The sequence below is a fragment of the Paenibacillus sp. J5 genome (assembly GCF_054955055.1).
Genome location: NZ_JBUEDD010000002.1, coordinates 55,128 through 71,773, shown reverse-complemented (window position 1 = coordinate 71,773; position 16,646 = coordinate 55,128). Strand labels below are relative to the sequence as shown.

The following is a 16,646-nucleotide window of genomic DNA, read 5'->3' as shown; positions in this document are numbered from 1 at the left end:
TCACGCTTCATCCCTCCTGCCGATCATTGTCCGTTTCACTACGCTCCCTGCCCGCAGCATCTGGCCCATTGCTCTATCCTATGCATGTCCCCGGCAATATAGTAAAGGGATGGGGCTCGCATTATGCAAGTCCCATCCCTTCGGTTCTATAGGTCTCTTCATACCGCCATACGACCGGACACGTGTTGCTGCGGCTGCTCTCATACCGAAGCGCGCCAGGCTATACCGCCTCAGACTCTTCAGCGAACTGGCTATGATGCAGCTCCGCGTAGAAGCCCTGCTGCTGCAATAGCTGATGATGGGTGCCCTGCTCGATGATTTGCCCCTGATTCATGACGAGGATGAGATCCGCATCCTTAATCGTGGACAACCGATGCGCAATGACAAAGCTGGTTCGACCTTGCATCATCTCTTGCATCGCCTTCTGAATATTCATCTCGGTACGAGTATCGACACTGCTGGTCGCTTCGTCCAGAATGAGAATCTGTGGCTCCGAGATGATCGCGCGGGCGATGGTCAGCAGTTGCCGCTGTCCCTGCGAGATGTTCGAGGCATCCTCAGTCAGCACCGTGTCATAGCCATCAGGAAGGGTGCGGATGAAATCATCGGCATACGCTCTCTTCGCCGCCCGCACGACCTCTTGCTCCGTTGCGCCCTCCTTGCCGTAGGCAATATTGTCGCGGATTGTGCCGTTAAACAACCACGTATCCTGAATAACCATCGCAAATCGGCTGCGCACCTGCTCACGGCTCAGCTCCTGGTAGTCTACACCCCCGAGCTGCAGCAAGCCACCGTTCAGTTCATAGAAGCGCATCAACAGATTGATCATGGTCGTCTTGCCTGCGCCTGTTGGTCCGACAATAGCGATCTTTTGTCCTGCCTCCACCTCGATGTTCAAGCCTTGAATAATAGGCTTATCCGCATCATAGCCGAAGCTGGCATCACGGAAGGCGATGGTGCCGGATAAGCGCTCAACATCAACGTGATTCGGCTGCTGCTGCAGCTCCTCCTCCTCATCCAGTACAGCAAATACACGCTCAGCAGAGGCCAGCGCCGATTGAATCATATTGGCAATGCTGGCCGCCTGCACCATCGGCTGGTTCAATTGCTGTGTGTATTGGATGAAGGCCTGCACATCCCCGATACGGATATTGCCACTGAGCACGAGCAGCCCGCCAGCGATACTGACCAACACATAACCGATATTGCCAATAAACATCATGATCGGCATCATCAGACCCGATATAAACTGCGCCTTCCAGCCGGTCTGGAACAGACGTTCATTTAACTCATCAAACGTTGCAATCGCCTGATCCTCGTAATTATAGGCCTTGACAATCTGATGCCCTCCGTACATCTCCTCGATATGTCCGTTCACTTGACCGAGTCCCATCTGCTGATTCTTGAAATGCTTCTGGGATCGTGTCCCGATGAAGCGAATGACCAGAGCACTCAGGGGCAGTGTGACAAACACGACCAGCATCAACCATGGGCTAATATACAGCATCATGACGATAATGCCGACAATCGACAGGACGGAGGTTATGATCTGCATCAGCGCCTGCTGAAGCGAGTTATTAATGTTATCAATGTCGTTGACCGCGCGACTCAGTACATCGCCATGCGGATGCTTGTCATAGTAACGAAGCGGCAGACGCGTCAGCTTGTCATTGACCTGCCTGCGCATATTGGCAATGGTGCGCTGCGACACACCCGCCATCATATATTGCTGCAGGAACGTAAAGAACGCAGAGGCTGTGTATAAGACAACAAGCCCCAGCAGCAACTTGCCGAGCAACGAGAAGTCCACGCCGATCCCCTTGCTGAAGCTGTCATACAAGGAGGTCGTAGCATCTCCAAGCAGCTTGGGGCTAATCACATTGAACAGTGTACCGATCAGCGCCATGCATGCGATCGATATGAGCCGAACACGATGCGGCTTGAGATAGCTTATGAGACGCAGCAGCGTTCTCTTGAATTCCTTGGGACGCCCTCCCGCCATCGCCATTCCCGGCCCGCGTCCCGGGCCACCATGCTTGCTCATGCACTCTCACCTTCTGTCTGTTGGGAGTCTATAATTTCCTGATAGATCGGGTTGCTTGCAGCCAATTCATCATGCGTTCCGATACCCGCGATTCGACCCTCATCCAGCACGATAATCTGATCAGCATCCTGGACACTGCTCACCCGCTGGGCGACGATAATCATCGTAGCGTTCGCCGTCTCCTTGCGCAGCGCCGCCCGCAGCCGGGCATCCGTCTTGTAATCAAGCGCGGAGAAGCTGTCATCGAACAGATAGATCAACGGCTGCTTCGCCAGTGCCCGCGCAATGGACAGCCGCTGTTTTTGCCCGCCCGATAGATTACCCCCGCCCTGGTCCAGGGAGGCCAGCATCCCCTCGTCGCGTGAACGGACAAAATCCGTCGCCTGCGCAATATCCAGAGCGTCAGCTACTCGCTGCTCCTCTATATCGCCGTTGCCAAAGCGGATATTGTCCGCAATCGTGCCGCGGAACAATGCTGCCTTCTGGGGCACGTAGCCAATGTTCTCCCGCAGTTCTCGCTGCGTCCGTTCGCGTACATCGACGCCATCCACAAGAATGCTGCCAGACTCCGCGTCGTAAAACCTTGGGATCAGTTGAAGCAGCGTTGTCTTTCCAGAGCCAGTACTGCCGATGATCGCCGTCGTTTGCCCTGGCCGGGCAACGAACGACACATTCTCGATGGCTGCCTTTTCCGCTCCGGCATAACGATAGGTTACGTTACGGAACTCGACCTGACCCGATTGGGACGGGACCGCCACCGGCTTGCTGCTATCGCGAATCGATGAAGTCAGCTCCAGCACTTCGTTGATCCGTTGAGCCGAGGCTTGCGCGCGTGGAATCATTATGAAGGCCATGGACAGCATAATGAGCGACATGAGGATCATCATCGCATATTGCAAGAACGCCATCATATTGCCGATCTGCATCGCGCCTTCATCGATTCGCATCCCGCCAAACCAGACGATAGCGACATTCGTAAAATTCATGACGATCATCATAACTGGAAACAGGAAGGCCATGATTCGGTTTACCTTAATGCCCGTGTCGCGAAAATCCTCATTGTCCGTGTTGAATCGTTTCTGCTCATATCCTGTCCGATTGAATGCACGGATGACGCGCACGCCGGTGAGCGATTCGCGCAGCAGCAGATTCAGTCTGTCCGTTTTCTTCTGGAGCGATCGAAACAACGGGATGGCCTTGCTCATAATCAGCAGGATCAGCCCCGCCAGCAGCGGCAGCGAGGCCACGAAGATAAGCGATAGCTTGGCATCACGCGAGACCGCCAAAATAATGCCGCCAATGAGCATAATCGGCGCCCGCGTCATCATGCCAAGCATCATATTCGTCACATCCTGTACCTGCCGCACATCATTGGTGGTACGTGTGATGAGTGAAGCGGTGCCGAAACGGTCAAATTCCTGGAGTGACAAGCCTTGGATATGCACAAAAAGACGCCGGCGCAGATCGCGGCCAAAGCTGGCCGAGACCTTCGTCGTCAAATAAGCGACCCCAATCGTCAGCCCTACTGCCAGCAATGAGCACACGAGCATCCATATCCCTGTCTGTATAATAAATCCCATATCGTTCTGAACGATACCTACATCAACCAGACTGGCCATTAGCGTAGGCAAATACAGCTCCAGCAGAATACCGATCAGCATGCCTGCCAGCGCAAGCATGATCCATGCCCGGTAGGGCTTCAACTGCCTTAACAATCCAATCATGCTCTTCCTCCTATTCCCCGCTCCCAAGTTTTTCGTCAAAATAATCGAACGTCTCATGTAGAAGCCGTGTCAATGTCCTGCAATCCTCCTCGCCGAGCCGCTCGCTCAGGCCGACCATCACTTGATGCATATGCTGCAAAATAGCGGTCGCTTCATCCTCGCCTTCGGGCGTTAGCCGCACGAGCACAATTCTGCGGTCGCTCTCCTCCCGGACACGGACAATCAGCCCGGCCGACTCTAGCTTATTAAGCAACTGCGTAACAAAGGGCGAGGTCACCCTCAGCGCCCGACTAAGCTCCACTACCCTGACACCTGAAGTGCCGGCATCCTTCAGCAGCATCAGCAGTCGCCTCTCCTGCAGCTTACGATTGCCAGCGTGAGCCTGCTGCTTCAGATTGCGCATTCTGTGAAAGACGGCGATTAAATCATCGATAACAGACACATTCATTGTCGCTTTATCCCCTCCTCTCATCAGATAGATAAGTTAGTTATTTATCTATTATAGTGCGCTTCTATTCCCGAAGCAATTCCACCTCATCTTGCATAAAAAGAACGGCAATGCCGCAGGCTAAGCAGAACCATGACTTTCCACATCCAGCAGGAGCTGCTAGAACGGCAAGGAGGCCCGCTACCCATGAACAACGACCAACATAGCAGCACGGATACGAACGAAGCCCAGCTCAAGCTGCAAGAGCGTATCGAGCTTATGAAGCAAGAGCTAGGCAACAGCTCGGACTTATTCTTTCGCCATTGCCAGCTTGGCAGGCTGCGAACCGCTGCCACCATCATGTGGATTAACGGGATTGTAAGCGCCGCTGATTTGAACAATAATGTGATCTCTCCGCTTCTGGATACAAAGTCGATGGACATCCATCCAAGTAATGAGCAAGCAGTCACGTTATTGAGCACCACCATTATTACAGCAGCCGAATCGACCGTTATCCATTCGATCCAGCAAGCCATACCGAAGCTGCTTAACGGCTGGACGGTTGTAATGCTGGACGGGTTTGACGTATTCATTGCTGTGAACACGCAGGGCTATGAGACGCGCAGCATCGAAGAGCCGGCCTCGGCTGGTGTAATCCGTGGTCCGCGCGATGGCTTTGTCGAATCTCTTACGGTTAATATCTCGCTCATACGCCGCCGGATCAAAAGCTCCATGATGCGTGTCGAGAGCAAGAAGGTCGGAGAAGTATCACATACTGAAGTCGCACTGCTCTATGTGGAGGGGAGGGTTCACCAGTCAACTCTGGATGAGGTGCGCCACCGCCTGGAGCATATCTCGATCGATGCTGTGTTGGAGTCGCATTACATAGAGGAGATTATCAAGGACAACCCATGGTCATTATTTCCAACTGTCTATAACACTGAGCGCCCGGATGATGTAGCCGGGCTGATCCTGGAAGGTCAAGTCGCTATCTTAGTTGATGGCACTCCCTTTGCTCTCGTACTGCCCTGCACGCTGTTCCATCTGCTGAAGACGCCTGAGGACCTGTATCTTGCTTATCCGATCGCAACCTTCATCCGCTGGATACGTTTTGTCGGCTTTTTTGTCACACTGCTGTTTCCCTCCTTGTATGTTGGCGTGTTGACCTTTCACCCTGAGATGCTGCCGCCGCAGTTGCTCAGCAGCATATTGTCCTCGCGTGACGGCGTGCCCTTCCCGGTTCTCATGGAGGCCGTCCTTATGGAGCTCACGTTTGAGGGGCTGCGGGAAGCAAGCATTCGGATGCCCCGGTCGATCGGCTCAGCCATCAGCATCGTCGGCGCACTCGTGATTGGCGAGTCTGCCGTCAAGGCTGGTCTCATCTCCTCGCCTTCCGTCATCGTGGTGGCCGGTACAGCGATTGCATCCTTTACGATCCCGTCCGTCTCCTTGTCCGGGTCGATTCGGATCTTAAAGTTTGTGATGCTGCTGTTTGCCTCCTTGTTCGGGTTGTACGGGATTATCATTGGTATGTTCATGGTAGGCATTCATCTGAGTGCGATACGATCCGTTGGATTGCCCTATCTGGCCCCATTCGCACCCTTTAAGAAGGATGAAGCTGTACGAGCCCTGGTTCGTGTCCCATGGTTCTCTCTGCGCACCAAGAAGAAGCAGTAACAAATCCACGTTCAGGAGGATGAAATGATGCGCTTCCGACCAGCCCTAAGCATAGTAGTTCTCATGATGGCGATGACACTCCTCAGCGGCTGCTGGAGCCAGATTAACTTCGATCAATTGACCGTCGTCTCCGCGGTCGGACTGGATGCGAACGAGCAACAGCTTGAGGTAACTGTACAGCTTGTCAATCCTACGCTGCCCATCTCCGCCGGAGGCGGCAATCAGCAAAGACGAAGCTTTGCAACCTATAGCGCTTCGGGGGAGACGATCGAGGATGCGCTGGAGATTATTCGACAACAAGCCAAAAAAAGCATCTTTTTCCCGCAAACACGGGTGATTCTCATTGGCGAGAAGCTGGCAAGACGCGGGCTGGATGGCATTATGGATTATTTCTGGAGAAATCAATTTCAAAACTTCAATAGCTTTATTCTGATTTACAAGGGAGCCGCCAAAGAAGCGCTCACTACGGCCAAAGAATTACAAGCTGTGTCCGCGGATGAATGGAAAGCCTTCTTGCGTAATAAATACTACAAAAATTACAGTGGCGCTGTTGAGCTGTATCAGTTCCTGCCCAGAATCACGCAGATCGGCTACAATGCCGCAGCTCCTGGCCTATACAGAGCACCAGGCTATAAAGCCTCGGAAAATATTATGGAAATCGATGAATTGGCCGTGTTTAACGGCAACAGGATGACCGGATGGATCAGCCGCGAGGAAGCGCAGATTGTCAATTGGCTAAACGGAACCTCTCGTTTTGGAACGACCAGCATACAGCATGACGGCAACAAGATCAATCTTCGATTGGAGCCGCTGCACACCCGTATCAAGCCTGAATTCTCAGACAACAAATTGACGATGCGTATTCGTGTGATGGGTCAAGCTGGTGTTATCACTTCTACTCATTCGCTGGATTTATCAGATGGAGCCACTCATCAGGCGCTTCGCTCCAACCTGCAATCTAGCCTCAAGAAGCAGATCGAGCAGACGGTGTCCAAGCTATACCGTACCTATCGTTCGGATGCGATCGGATTCGGGGAGGTGATCCACCGCAAGGCGCCGTCCCGCTGGAAGTCGCTCAAACAAGAGTGGGCCGAGCAAATGCCTCAGATTGAGATTGCAGCCGAGATTTCCATTGATCTGGTCAAGTCCGGCTTGCTTATTGAAGGCATTCTAACAAAGGATGATGATGAAATATGAACAAGCAGCAAATTACCGGCCGGCAGTTCTTCTTCATAATCTTCGTCTCGATCACCTGTCTCACCTTTTTCTCGGTTCCCAACCAGTTGGCCTCGCAAGTGAAGCAGGATTTATGGATATCCATGGTGCTCGGAACCCTGATCGATGTCTACGTCGCCTTCTTGCTGGCGAAGCTAGGCTTGCAGCATCCAGGCCAGACGCTTGTCCAATATAGCAACTCCGTCTTGGGCAAGGCGCTGGGCAAGGTAGCCGGGTTTTGCTTTCTATTATTTTTTCTGATGGTGCTGATTACCTCCATGTGGGTCTATTGTGACTTTCTATCGCGCTCCTTGTTGCCGGAGACGCCACAGCTCGCCCTGTCGATCACGATGACGGTATGTGCCGGACTTGCAACCTGGTTCGGCATCGAGGCGATTGCAAGGCTCAGCCAACTGATCGGAGCTCTGATTCTGATCACATCTATCATCCTGTTTATCAGCTCCATCCCCTATGTCCATCTGCCGAATCTGCTGCCGCAACTGGAGGATGGATGGATGCCAGCCATTCGAGGCTCTATCTATCCCGGAAGTTGGTTCGGCATCTGTATCACGATGGGCATGCTCATGCCGCACATGACGAATCCGAGCCGCATCTTCCGGCTCAAGAGCAGCGCTGTTGTACTCGGCTCCTTTATTATGACGCTATATCTGCTCTATAGCCTTGCAGTCATGGGACCGGATATGGCGGGACGGTTCGAGAATCCGATCTATGTGTTTTCAAGAATCACGCAGATTATTATATTTGAGCGGGTAGAGGTGCTGTTGCTGCTCATCTTCATCTCCGGCTCCTTCATTACCATTTCTGTACTCTACCACTCCCTCGCAGAGGGCTGCACACAGTATTTTGGAACGACGACAGCTAGAAAATGGGTTGTTCCGCTGGGCATCGTCATTCTACTGAGCCCTGCATGGCCATTAGGTCATGAAAGTCCGTTTGTTACCAAATACTTAGGAATGTGGTTTCCCTTTATCGCTTTATCCATTGAAGGCGGGCTGACGACGCTGGTGTACATCATCTCGATGATTCGAGCCTCCAGGCAGTAGGCGCAGGTCTGCCTGCGCGGCCTCTACTGCCTGCAGCAGTACTCTCAATTCTGTTCTTCCTTAATCTTGATATGATCCTGCAAGTCATCCTGCACGCTTCCCCGCCACAAGGGAACGCCACTGCGGTAGGCGGCTCTGCCGTTCAGATGACCGGCTACAGGGGAGGTGAGGAAGACGAATACAATGCCCAGGAGCAGCTTGGCGCTAACATGATGTTCGAAGAGCATCATATATAGGAAGACGCCTGTCAAGACGCAGAGCACCCCCAAGGTCGCGCTTTTGGTTGCCGCGTGAGAGCGCAGGTATACATCCGGCAATCTGACCAGCCCGAAGGCGCCGAGCAGACAGAACACCGTTCCAAACACAATAACTGCCGCAAGTGCATATTCACCGATCCGACTCACGATCTCCATGCTCCAACACCACCCCTCTCTCCATGTAACGCGCAAACATTGCTGTACCGATAAAGGTTAATATGCCGATCACCAATATGAGCTCCAGATAGACTTGCGTCCGATAGAGCAGACTGTACACCGCGATTGCGGCGAGAATATGAATACCGAGCGTATCCAGCGCAGCAATACGGTCAGATACCGATGGTCCAGCCAGCAGCCGGTACAGACAGGCGAGCATCCCTGCCGCCAGCGCAATGAGGCAACCGCTCCAAATATAATCCATCACGCTTCTCTCACCTCCACAATCGCTCGTTCAAAGCTTGTCCGAATCTGGCGGCTCAGCTCCTGCGCATCTTCAATGTCCATCGCATGAATGAACAGCTCCCGTTGATCAGGCGAGACCTCCAGTGTTAGCGTCCCCGGTGTCAGACAGATCAGGCAAGCCAGAATCGTAATTTCCCAGTCTGACTGCAGCTCCGTCCGATAGGTGAATATCCCTGGACGGAACGAGAGCCGAGGCGATACCGTATGCTTGGCGACCGCGAAGCTGGAGAGGAACAGCTCCTTCACAAACAGCAGCATAAGCAGGATAACAGCCCATAGCTTGCGGATATAGAGCGGCCTGGCAAAGAAACGGCGGAACGCCAGCAGAATCAACAATCCGAGCAGATAGCCGATGATCCATCCGGCCATACTCCAGTCGTTGTTCAGGAACATCCAGGTGATGGACAATAGGAGATTTAATACAATTTGGAAGGCCATCTGCATCTACCCTTTCATTACGGCTTCAATATAGATTGACGGGTTGCTAAGCACCTCACCCGCCTGCTGCACCAGCCCATACAGCCACTCGCCCCCGATGCCCATACCCAGAAGTATAGCGAACAGCCCCAGCAGCACAGCACTCATCCCGCGGCCAGGCGATGATGGCTCTCCTTCAGCTTCCGGCTTAACGCCCCAGAAGGCCTGGCGATACACATTCATTAACGAGTAGAGCACGAACAAGCTGGAGGCCAGGCCAATCGCGGCAAGCCCATAATGATGAGCCTCCATGCCGCTACGCAGAATGAGCAGCTTACCAGGAAATCCGCTTAGCGGCGGAATGCCCACAAGTGCGAGTGTCGTGCCGAAGAACAGCCAGCCCAGTAACGGATAGCGGTGAATCAGCCCGCCCATGGCGGAGAGCTGATCACTCCCTGCTCTGACAATGAGCAGGCCGCCTAATATAAATAACAAGGCTTTGGCCGCCATATCATGCAGTAGGTAGAGGACGACGCCATCCCATGCTTCTGCAGTAGCGGTGGCAATGCCGAGTGCGATAAATCCGACACCGATGATGACATTATAGTTCATGATTCGCGTCACATCCTGATACGCGACCGCACCGATGCTGCCCAGCACCATCGTTAGCCCCGCCATGACGGCGATCCATAGATGCGTCACTTCAGGCTCATGATAGAATATGAGGCTGAATACCCGGATGATGGCATACAGTCCGACCTTCGTCAGCAAGCCGCCGAATAGGGCGCGAATCGCCGCCGGAGGCGCGCTGTAAGCGCCGGGCAACCAGAAGAACAGGAATAGCCCCGCCTTCAGCGAGAAGACGATCAGCAGCAGCACCGCGATGGTCGTCAGCATCCCCCCTTGACCGACCTCGGCGACACGCTGGGATAGATGCGCCATGTTCAGCGTCCCGACTACACTATACAAGTAGGCCATGGCCGCTACGAATAGTGCGGAGGACAAGATGTTGACGATGACATATTTTAATGTCTCGCGCAATTGCAGCCTGGTGCCGCCAAGCACAAGCAGTGCATAGGAGGCAATCAGCATCACCTCAAAGCATACGAACAGATTGAATAGATCGCCTGTCAAAAAGGAGCCGTTGATGCCCGTTAACAAAAACTGAAACAGCGGATAATAATACATTTCCTCACGTTTGCGCCCGATGCTGTGGAAGGAGAAGATGAGACAGGCTAGGCTTATGAGCGATGTTACAAGCACGAGCAAGGCCGCCAGCATATCAGCAACAAATACAATTCCGAAAGGCGGCGCCCAGCCGCCCATATAGAGCGTCTGAATGCCATGCTTATTCACTTGCCAGATCAGCAGGCACGCCGCACCTAGACCCAGCGCGGCGCCTACAGCGCTAATGATTCGCTGCAGCTTCAGATGCTGACGGCAGAGGATGAGCAGGATCGCGGTCAGCAGCGGCAGCAGCAATGGGAGGACAAGTCCATTATTCATGCTCCTTCTCCCCTTTCAGCTCATCCATCTGATCGGTGCCAAGCGATTGATAGGCGCGATAGGCCAGCACCAGCATAAACGCGGTAACGCCGAAGCTGATCACGATCGAGGTCAGGATCAGTGCCTGCGGCAGCGGATCTGTATAGGCCAGATTGCCCTCCTCCAGGATGGGGGCCGCGCCACGCTTCAGGCGTGACATGGTCATGAGCAGCAGGTGAACCCCATGAGACAAGATTACCGTGCCGATAATGATCCGCAGCAATGTTCTGGATAGCATAAGATAGACCGCTACTGCGAACAGAACGCCAATTACGAGAGCCATGAGCAGTTCCATCTTATTTCTCCCTCCCGATTGATAATATAATGGTCATCGTCACGCCTACGACAGCGAGATAGACGCCCAGATCAAATATTACGGCGGTCGCCAGCTCCGTATCCCCGAGCAGCGGCAAGTAGAAATGGCCAAAGGCATGACTGAGGAACGGAGCGCCCAGCAGGAACGAGCCCGCTCCGGTTAAGACGGCGATGAGCAGCCCCGCCGCCGTCAGGCGCGTAAAATCGATCGGCAGCACCTGCTCGATGACATCCAGTCCGAAGGCAAGTGCCAGCAGCACGATAGCCGCCGAGGTCATCAGGCCCCCGATAAAGCCGCCTCCCGGACTGTTATGCCCCGCGAAGAACAGGTATAGAGAGAAGGCAACAATAATAAAAATGGCTACCTTGGAGACCGTCTTCAAAATCACATCATTGGATCGGTCGGGCAATCGAATATACCGCCCTGCTCCATTCCCGCTCTGTCCCACCGTGCCAGCGGCTCTCTGCTCGTCGAGACGCAGCCGGATCATCGCGTAGATACCGAGCGAGGCAATGCCAAGCACCGTAATCTCCAGCATCGTATCAAAGCCGCGAAAATCGACCAAAATGACATTGACCATATTGCTCCCGCCAGCGAGTCGGTAGCTCTCCGCAATGAAAAATTCCGAGATCGATGCGAAAGGACGCGCATCGCTCGCGCCAATCGCCAGCAAGGTGACGATTAGCCCTACCGCTCCTGCAATAAGCGCATTGGTGAACCTGAAGCTCCTTGTTGGCTTCTCCATGCTGCGCTTGGGCAGGTGATAGAAGCAGAGCAAGAATAAAGCGACCGACACGGTCTCAATGATCATCTGTGTCAAGGCCAGATCGGGAGCGCGGTAGAGCACGAACAACAGTGTAACCAGGTATCCTACCCCGCCCGTTGCCAAGATAGCGGCAACACGACCGCGAAGCAGCGGAATCGCCAGCGCAAGCAGCGCAAGGCCGATCGCAACGGCTGCTTCATAGATTGAGATCGGAGCCAGATCATCCATCTGCCGTGGCAGCCCATAGGTAGCTAGCATGGTGATGCCAAGCGATGCAGCAATGAATAGGAAAATGTAGAGCAAGTACGCCCGCAGCGAGCCGGTCATATAGAGGCCGGTGACCTTGCTTGAAGCGGAATGCAAGCGCTCCAGCCCCTTATCATACCCTCGGTTCAGATCGAGAAGCAGCGTCCACTCCTTATACTCAAGCCGCCTTCTCCGATACAGCCAGACGATTGCCGAGCCTGCCGCAACTACACCAAGTGTCATCCACACCTCTGCGGTCAGGCCATGCCACAGTGACAGTTGCACCTCATATTGCTCGCCTGCCGCCAGCAGGTACGGATGAATCGCAGCCATCGCCGGTGCCACAAGCGACCCGCCCAGCACATTCGGGAACAAGCCTGCCATGAGGGCGAGCAGACCGAGGATGACCGGGGCAGCCAGCATGCCGGCTGGCGCCTCGTGCGGCTGCGTCTCCAGCTTGTCCGGCTTCAGCTTCCCCCCGAAGGTGTTCACGAGCAGGAGCATGCTATAGGTGAAGGTGAACACACTGGCCACCCAGGCGATCACCGGAATGATCAGCCCCCACCCCTTTATATTCCACAGCCCGAGCTGCTGAATCTGCAGCACAGAGGTGAAGAACATCTCCTTGCTTATAAATCCCCCCAGCGGAGGCAAGCCCGCCATAGATGCTGTCCCGAGCAGCGCCACCGTGAAGGTGACCGGCATGATCGTCATTAAGCCGCCTAGCTTGCGTACATCTCGTGTGCCGGTCTCATGATCGATGATACCGACGACCATGAACAGCGCTCCCTTGAACAGCGCATGGTTCAACAGATGTAGCAGGCCCGCTGTCGTGGCCTTGGCGAAGAATAGCGCGGTCGCAGTATCTGCGAAGAAGGCCGAGGCTGATCCGAGGCCAAGCAGGCACATGACAAGTCCGAGCTGGCTGATGGTCGAGAAAGCGAGCATGGCCTTCAAGTCCTTCTGCTTGATCGCCTGATACGAGCCGTGGATGAGCGTGATCATCCCCGTTGTGGTGACGATCCAGAACCAGAGCGCCTCCGCGGCATAGATCGGGCTGAGACGGGCAACCAGATATAGCCCTGCCTTGACCATCGTGGCCGAGTGGAGATAGGCACTAACCGGCGTCGGCGCCTCCATCGCGTCCGGCAGCCAGATATGGAACGGAAATTGGGCAGACTTGGTACATGCGCCGAGCAGCACGAGCACCAGGGAAGGCACAAACAGGGCATCCCCCTGCAGCGAGCCAAGCTGAGCGATGATCTCGCGGACGCTGAACGTGCCAGCCATCACATACAGCAGCACAAACCCGGCGAACATCGCCAGACCGCCAAATACCGTAATCAGCAGCGACTTCTGCGCTCCATAGCGGGATCGGTCGCGGTGATGCCAGAAGCCGATCAGCAGAAAGGAAGCGATACTCGTCAGCTCCCAAAATCCGTAGAGAATCATCAAATTATCAGACAGCACCACACCTAACATCGCACCCATAAATAACAGCAAATACGAATAAAAGGAATGAACATCCTCCTTGTTGCGATCCATATAAAAGATAGAGTACAACGTAACCAGCGCGCCGATTCCGCTGATGAGCAGCGAAAAAAGTAGGGACAGCCCATCAAGATAAACAGCAAACGAAATGTCGATGAAGGGCAGCCATGGTATAGAAGCTGTAGTCGGCGCACTCTGAACCGATGCTATTTGTGAACAAAAATAGACAAATAGCAACAGCGGTATTGGGAATACGAGCCAACCGGCATGAGGAAGTGTCCGCCATTTTCGCGTCAATAAGACACACGCCGAGCCCGCGAGCGGCAGTAGAATAGATAAGTGCAGCAAAGACAAGTCCAATCCTCCTCTTGGATAAGTAATATTATCCATTATTGTTGATTAAAGGTACAAAAATACACAAAAAGAGCCCGCTTGTGGCAGGCTCCTCCATGAATTACGTATTGAATTATGATCGAGTTGTTCAAGCTTGTCCAAATGTACTAAAACCATCCTTATCAGTATAACGAGTCGGGCGCAGCTTGTAAAGAGCAGACAGGTATAGCCCTCGACCAAACGTGGCATCCTTGTAGTAAGCATTAGGAGGGATTCTCTATGCCAGACCACCAACTCATCAGCAGTCTGTTGCTTTTGGTAGGGATTTACGCAGGAGGGGGTCATGCTGAACCCCGTCAGTCGCAAGTTATAGCTGAGGGCTTCTCCAACCCGGGCATCTATAGCGAGCCCCAGCAGTTGGCCGCACAACCCCGGAAGGAGACGGAGCCTGACAGACGACCGTTCGCGCCAAGAGAATATGTGCGAATCATTAAGCCGCCACGCTAACGGTCATCCGATTAGCCCTGATCTCCAATAAGGAAGATAAAACGAGCTTGAGGCAGAAAACATAAATGCAGATCAATTAAGTTCACTTACATCGCCTTTTTCGGGCCAATACTGCTCTTTCAGGAGATTTACTTTTTCACGCAAGTGGCGTAATATAAGTGGCGACACGTCAACGCATATATGACGCTTAATCTTCCTTCAGGGAGAGCGGGGGAACCAACGAAGCTTAGTGCTTCAGGGGTGAATCTATTCGCTTGGTTCAAGAATAGACGGGCACTCTCATGCCCGAATCCGACAGCTAACCTCGTAAGCGGATGAGAGAGATGATCTTCCGGTTGTTTGCGATGCTGCAAGCCGGGAGCAGTTCTCTGCTCTCAGGCTTTTTTGCGTTGCCGGGCGAAGATTACAATTGATTGGCAGGAGATCAAAACGAGATGACAAATGAAAAAATTATGGTGTGTGTGCATTGCCATTCCAACGGGCATCAATTAATTGAACGCGGCCACGAGCTGTCCGAGCTGCTGCAGAGCAAGCCGCTGCATGTGCTGAGTATCGTGGATGCTGCGTATGATGAGCTGCATGCGGACAAACAATATTATTTGGAGCAATGGAAGAACAAATGCGAGGAGCTGGGCGCGGAGCTCACCGTCATTACGAAGCCAAACGCCAAGGCATGTGAGCTGGTTGCCTCTACAGCCAAAAATCTCGGTATTACCCAACTGGTCATCGGGCAACCCGTCCAGTCCCGCTGGCAGATGCTGACCCGAAGCTCATTCGTTCAGGAGCTGCTTCGCTGTGTTGAAGATGTGGATCTGCACATCGTCTCTTCAGAGCGAGTACAGGAGGCGGCTCATTATTCAGGTGCGCTGCGCCAGCATAATGGCATTTCTTAGTGCTCCAACAGGAGATACAAAATTTAGCTTTATTTCATAATGAACAGGAGCAGCCGCTCATCCAGCTTCCGGCTGCTCCTGGACTTTCCTCATGACATTTCCCTTTATACTGGTGACATATATCGTCCAGAGCTGAGCTCAAGCTCGGTGATCTGACCGGCGCGCTGAGACAGGAATTTTACGATCTGGCCTTCGGAACCCCACCATTCAATTCCGATCACCATCCCTTCGGCTGTGCGTGCTGCCAGCAGCACAGAGAACATGTCAGGCGTGACCTCCCCACCGTCGTCTACTCTCCATGTGCTGTTCTCATCATATGTGGCCGGGTAATCCATGAACATTAACTGTCCATTCGTTTCTATGGCCAAGCTAGCCAGCATGCTGTCCTGTTCGCGTTCGAATTGAATCAGATACAAGGATTGGCCTTCATCAATGGTGGCCAGCTTCCATGCCTGCTGCACCTTGCGTGACTTGGCAGCTTCGATCTGCTGCACCTTCTCCTGCTCTGCAGCCTGATCGGTCAATGGCTGTACGTTCAACACAGCAGATTGGGGCAATGCCTTTCCGTCCAGCAGCAGGTACGTAGCATTGGGCACAGCCTCCCCGTCCTCCACTTCAAACAATTCCCCCGCCCGATGCTTGAGATTATTGGCCGTTTGTCGACCATTATCTTGATCATCCCTCTGCTGAGTACCGACGTGCTTGACGGATAGACGCTGTCCTCCCTCACCGATGGCCAGCGTAATCGTGGCCGGGTTGACCGCCTCCATCGTAGGGTCCGGCTCTACGAGCAGCAATCGTCCTGTCTCGTCCGCATAGCCGAATGAAGCTACCTGTTGCAGCTCTTCCTCCGATAGGACGTCATCCTCCTGCTCTAATTCATCTGACGACGCGGTATCGGGCTCCGTTAAACCGCCGCCTTCTGCTGAAGGGGAGGGCGTTCCCTGCTCATTGGCAATTGGTACCGTGCCTCCCCCAGTGTCAATGGATTCGGTCTTTGGCTCGTTTGTGCAGCCTGCAAGGACAAGCGTCAATAGGCATACGAGAAGCCATTTCTTCATCACTACATCTCCTATCGTAATTAAATATATGTACCAACTTGGCAGTATCATAATTGACTGCCCTTAAGTTCTATTCATGTAGACGAACGGGGAGGGTGCGAGGTTTCCGCCAAGCATAAACTTGTTGACAGGACAAACAGCGCACACGAGCATCAAAGAAATATGCTTCCTTGATTTGATGCCGTCTGCGCTTGATTCGCT

The 16,646-nt window shown here is 53.5% G+C and carries 15 protein-coding genes and 1 riboswitch; of the genes, 5 read left to right on the top strand and 10 right to left on the bottom strand.

Annotation, left to right across the window (positions count from 1 at the left end):
• Window positions 1–220: 220 nt before the first annotated feature.
• The 3 genes from ACY1JZ_RS03055 to ACY1JZ_RS03045 are packed head-to-tail and all read right to left on the bottom strand — an operon-like array spanning window position 221 to window position 4,216.
• The gene (locus ACY1JZ_RS03055) at window positions 221–2,044 is read right to left on the bottom strand and encodes an ABC transporter ATP-binding protein (RefSeq protein WP_462628021.1); all 1,824 of its coding nucleotides are present in this window, start codon (window positions 2,042–2,044) and stop codon (window positions 221–223) included.
• Window positions 2,041–3,768 (bottom strand): ABC transporter ATP-binding protein, encoded by a 1,728-nt coding sequence (locus tag ACY1JZ_RS03050; RefSeq protein ID WP_462628020.1) that lies wholly within the window; start codon window positions 3,766–3,768, stop codon window positions 2,041–2,043. The genes ACY1JZ_RS03055 and ACY1JZ_RS03050 overlap by 4 nt, the downstream gene beginning before the upstream one ends.
• A 10-nt stretch (window positions 3,769–3,778) precedes the next feature.
• Entirely contained in the window at window positions 3,779–4,216 is a 438-nt protein-coding gene (locus ACY1JZ_RS03045) for a MarR family winged helix-turn-helix transcriptional regulator (protein WP_462628019.1), read from the bottom strand.
• 186 nt (window positions 4,217–4,402) lie between these two features.
• Between ACY1JZ_RS03045 and ACY1JZ_RS03040 the strand changes: the two genes are divergently transcribed.
• Genes ACY1JZ_RS03040 through ACY1JZ_RS03030 form a run of 3 tightly spaced genes read left to right on the top strand, consistent with a single transcriptional unit; the run spans window position 4,403 to window position 8,151 of the window.
• A complete protein-coding gene (locus tag ACY1JZ_RS03040) occupies window positions 4,403–5,872 on the top strand; it encodes a spore germination protein (protein ID WP_462628018.1) in 1,470 nt (489 codons plus the stop codon).
• Between the two features lie 24 nt (window positions 5,873–5,896).
• Window positions 5,897–7,069 carry a Ger(x)C family spore germination protein gene (locus ACY1JZ_RS03035; RefSeq protein ID WP_462628017.1) on the top strand — a complete coding sequence of 391 codons (1,173 nt, stop codon included), beginning with the start codon at window positions 5,897–5,899 and terminating at the stop codon, window positions 7,067–7,069.
• Window positions 7,066–8,151, top strand: a complete 1,086-nt coding sequence (locus ACY1JZ_RS03030; protein ID WP_462628016.1) for a GerAB/ArcD/ProY family transporter — start codon at window positions 7,066–7,068, stop codon at window positions 8,149–8,151. Before ACY1JZ_RS03035 ends, ACY1JZ_RS03030 begins: the two co-directional genes overlap by 4 nt.
• Window positions 8,152–8,195: 44 nt before the next feature.
• Here the strand turns inward: ACY1JZ_RS03030 and mnhG are convergent, their stop codons facing one another.
• From mnhG to ACY1JZ_RS03000, 6 genes are read right to left on the bottom strand one after another with little or no spacing between them, the layout of a single operon-like run.
• Complete coding sequence (gene mnhG, locus ACY1JZ_RS03025) at window positions 8,196–8,564, bottom strand: monovalent cation/H(+) antiporter subunit G (RefSeq protein ID WP_462628015.1); 369 nt, start codon at window positions 8,562–8,564, stop codon at window positions 8,196–8,198.
• On the bottom strand, window positions 8,539–8,829 hold the full coding sequence (locus ACY1JZ_RS03020; protein WP_462628361.1) for a Na(+)/H(+) antiporter subunit F1: 291 nt from the start codon (window positions 8,827–8,829) through the stop codon (window positions 8,539–8,541). Before ACY1JZ_RS03020 ends, mnhG begins: the two co-directional genes overlap by 26 nt.
• Window positions 8,829–9,308, bottom strand: coding sequence for a Na+/H+ antiporter subunit E (locus ACY1JZ_RS03015; RefSeq protein WP_462628014.1), 480 nt, complete (start codon window positions 9,306–9,308; stop codon window positions 8,829–8,831). Before ACY1JZ_RS03015 ends, ACY1JZ_RS03020 begins: the two co-directional genes overlap by 1 nt.
• Before the next feature lie 6 nt (window positions 9,309–9,314).
• Window positions 9,315–10,793, bottom strand: coding sequence for a Na+/H+ antiporter subunit D (locus tag ACY1JZ_RS03010; RefSeq protein WP_462628013.1), 1,479 nt, complete (start codon window positions 10,791–10,793; stop codon window positions 9,315–9,317).
• Window positions 10,786–11,127, bottom strand: coding sequence for a Na(+)/H(+) antiporter subunit C (locus tag ACY1JZ_RS03005; protein ID WP_462628012.1), 342 nt, complete (start codon window positions 11,125–11,127; stop codon window positions 10,786–10,788). Before ACY1JZ_RS03005 ends, ACY1JZ_RS03010 begins: the two co-directional genes overlap by 8 nt.
• Window position 11,128: 1 nt before the next feature.
• The gene (locus ACY1JZ_RS03000; RefSeq protein ID WP_462628011.1) at window positions 11,129–14,005 is read right to left on the bottom strand and encodes a Na+/H+ antiporter subunit A; all 2,877 of its coding nucleotides are present in this window, start codon (window positions 14,003–14,005) and stop codon (window positions 11,129–11,131) included.
• A 258-nt stretch (window positions 14,006–14,263) separates the two neighbouring features.
• Here ACY1JZ_RS03000 and ACY1JZ_RS02995 point away from each other — a divergent pair, with 258 nt between their 5' ends.
• Window positions 14,264–14,491: a hypothetical protein gene (locus tag ACY1JZ_RS02995; RefSeq protein ID WP_462628010.1), complete on the top strand. Its 228-nt coding sequence runs from the start codon at window positions 14,264–14,266 to the stop codon at window positions 14,489–14,491.
• Between the two features lie 174 nt (window positions 14,492–14,665).
• A riboswitch (cyclic di-AMP (ydaO/yuaA leader) is annotated at window positions 14,666–14,819 on the top strand.
• Between the two features lie 106 nt (window positions 14,820–14,925).
• Complete coding sequence (locus ACY1JZ_RS02990; protein ID WP_270171228.1) at window positions 14,926–15,384, top strand: adenine nucleotide alpha hydrolase family protein; 459 nt, start codon at window positions 14,926–14,928, stop codon at window positions 15,382–15,384.
• 104 nt (window positions 15,385–15,488) lie between these two features.
• Here ACY1JZ_RS02990 and ACY1JZ_RS02985 read toward each other — a convergent pair whose 3' ends face one another.
• Window positions 15,489–16,445 carry a hypothetical protein gene (locus tag ACY1JZ_RS02985; protein WP_462628009.1) on the bottom strand — a complete coding sequence of 319 codons (957 nt, stop codon included), beginning with the start codon at window positions 16,443–16,445 and terminating at the stop codon, window positions 15,489–15,491.
• Window positions 16,446–16,646: the final 201 nt, after the last annotated feature.

Excerpts from the sequence above, each read along its gene's own strand:
- ACY1JZ_RS03055 (WP_462628021.1), bottom strand. The coding sequence starts at position 2,044 with ATGAGCAAGCATGGTGGCCCGGGACGCGGGCCGGGAATGGCGATGGCG.
- ACY1JZ_RS03050 (WP_462628020.1), bottom strand. The coding sequence starts at position 3,768 with ATGATTGGATTGTTAAGGCAGTTGAAGCCCTACCGGGCATGGATCATG.
- ACY1JZ_RS03045 (WP_462628019.1), bottom strand. The coding sequence starts at position 4,216 with ATGAATGTGTCTGTTATCGATGATTTAATCGCCGTCTTTCACAGAATG.
- ACY1JZ_RS03040 (WP_462628018.1), top strand. The coding sequence starts at position 4,403 with ATGAACAACGACCAACATAGCAGCACGGATACGAACGAAGCCCAGCTC.
- ACY1JZ_RS03035 (WP_462628017.1), top strand. The coding sequence starts at position 5,897 with ATGATGCGCTTCCGACCAGCCCTAAGCATAGTAGTTCTCATGATGGCG.
- ACY1JZ_RS03030 (WP_462628016.1), top strand. The coding sequence starts at position 7,066 with ATGAACAAGCAGCAAATTACCGGCCGGCAGTTCTTCTTCATAATCTTC.
- mnhG (WP_462628015.1), bottom strand. The coding sequence starts at position 8,564 with ATGGAGATCGTGAGTCGGATCGGTGAATATGCACTTGCGGCAGTTATT.
- ACY1JZ_RS03020 (WP_462628361.1), bottom strand. The coding sequence starts at position 8,829 with ATGGATTATATTTGGAGCGGTTGCCTCATTGCGCTGGCGGCAGGGATG.
- ACY1JZ_RS03015 (WP_462628014.1), bottom strand. The coding sequence starts at position 9,308 with ATGGCCTTCCAAATTGTATTAAATCTCCTATTGTCCATCACCTGGATG.
- ACY1JZ_RS03010 (WP_462628013.1), bottom strand. The coding sequence starts at position 10,793 with ATGAATAATGGACTTGTCCTCCCATTGCTGCTGCCGCTGCTGACCGCG.
- ACY1JZ_RS03005 (WP_462628012.1), bottom strand. The coding sequence starts at position 11,127 with ATGGAACTGCTCATGGCTCTCGTAATTGGCGTTCTGTTCGCAGTAGCG.
- ACY1JZ_RS02995 (WP_462628010.1), top strand. The coding sequence starts at position 14,264 with ATGCCAGACCACCAACTCATCAGCAGTCTGTTGCTTTTGGTAGGGATT.
- ACY1JZ_RS02990 (WP_270171228.1), top strand. The coding sequence starts at position 14,926 with ATGACAAATGAAAAAATTATGGTGTGTGTGCATTGCCATTCCAACGGG.
- ACY1JZ_RS02985 (WP_462628009.1), bottom strand. The coding sequence starts at position 16,445 with ATGAAGAAATGGCTTCTCGTATGCCTATTGACGCTTGTCCTTGCAGGC.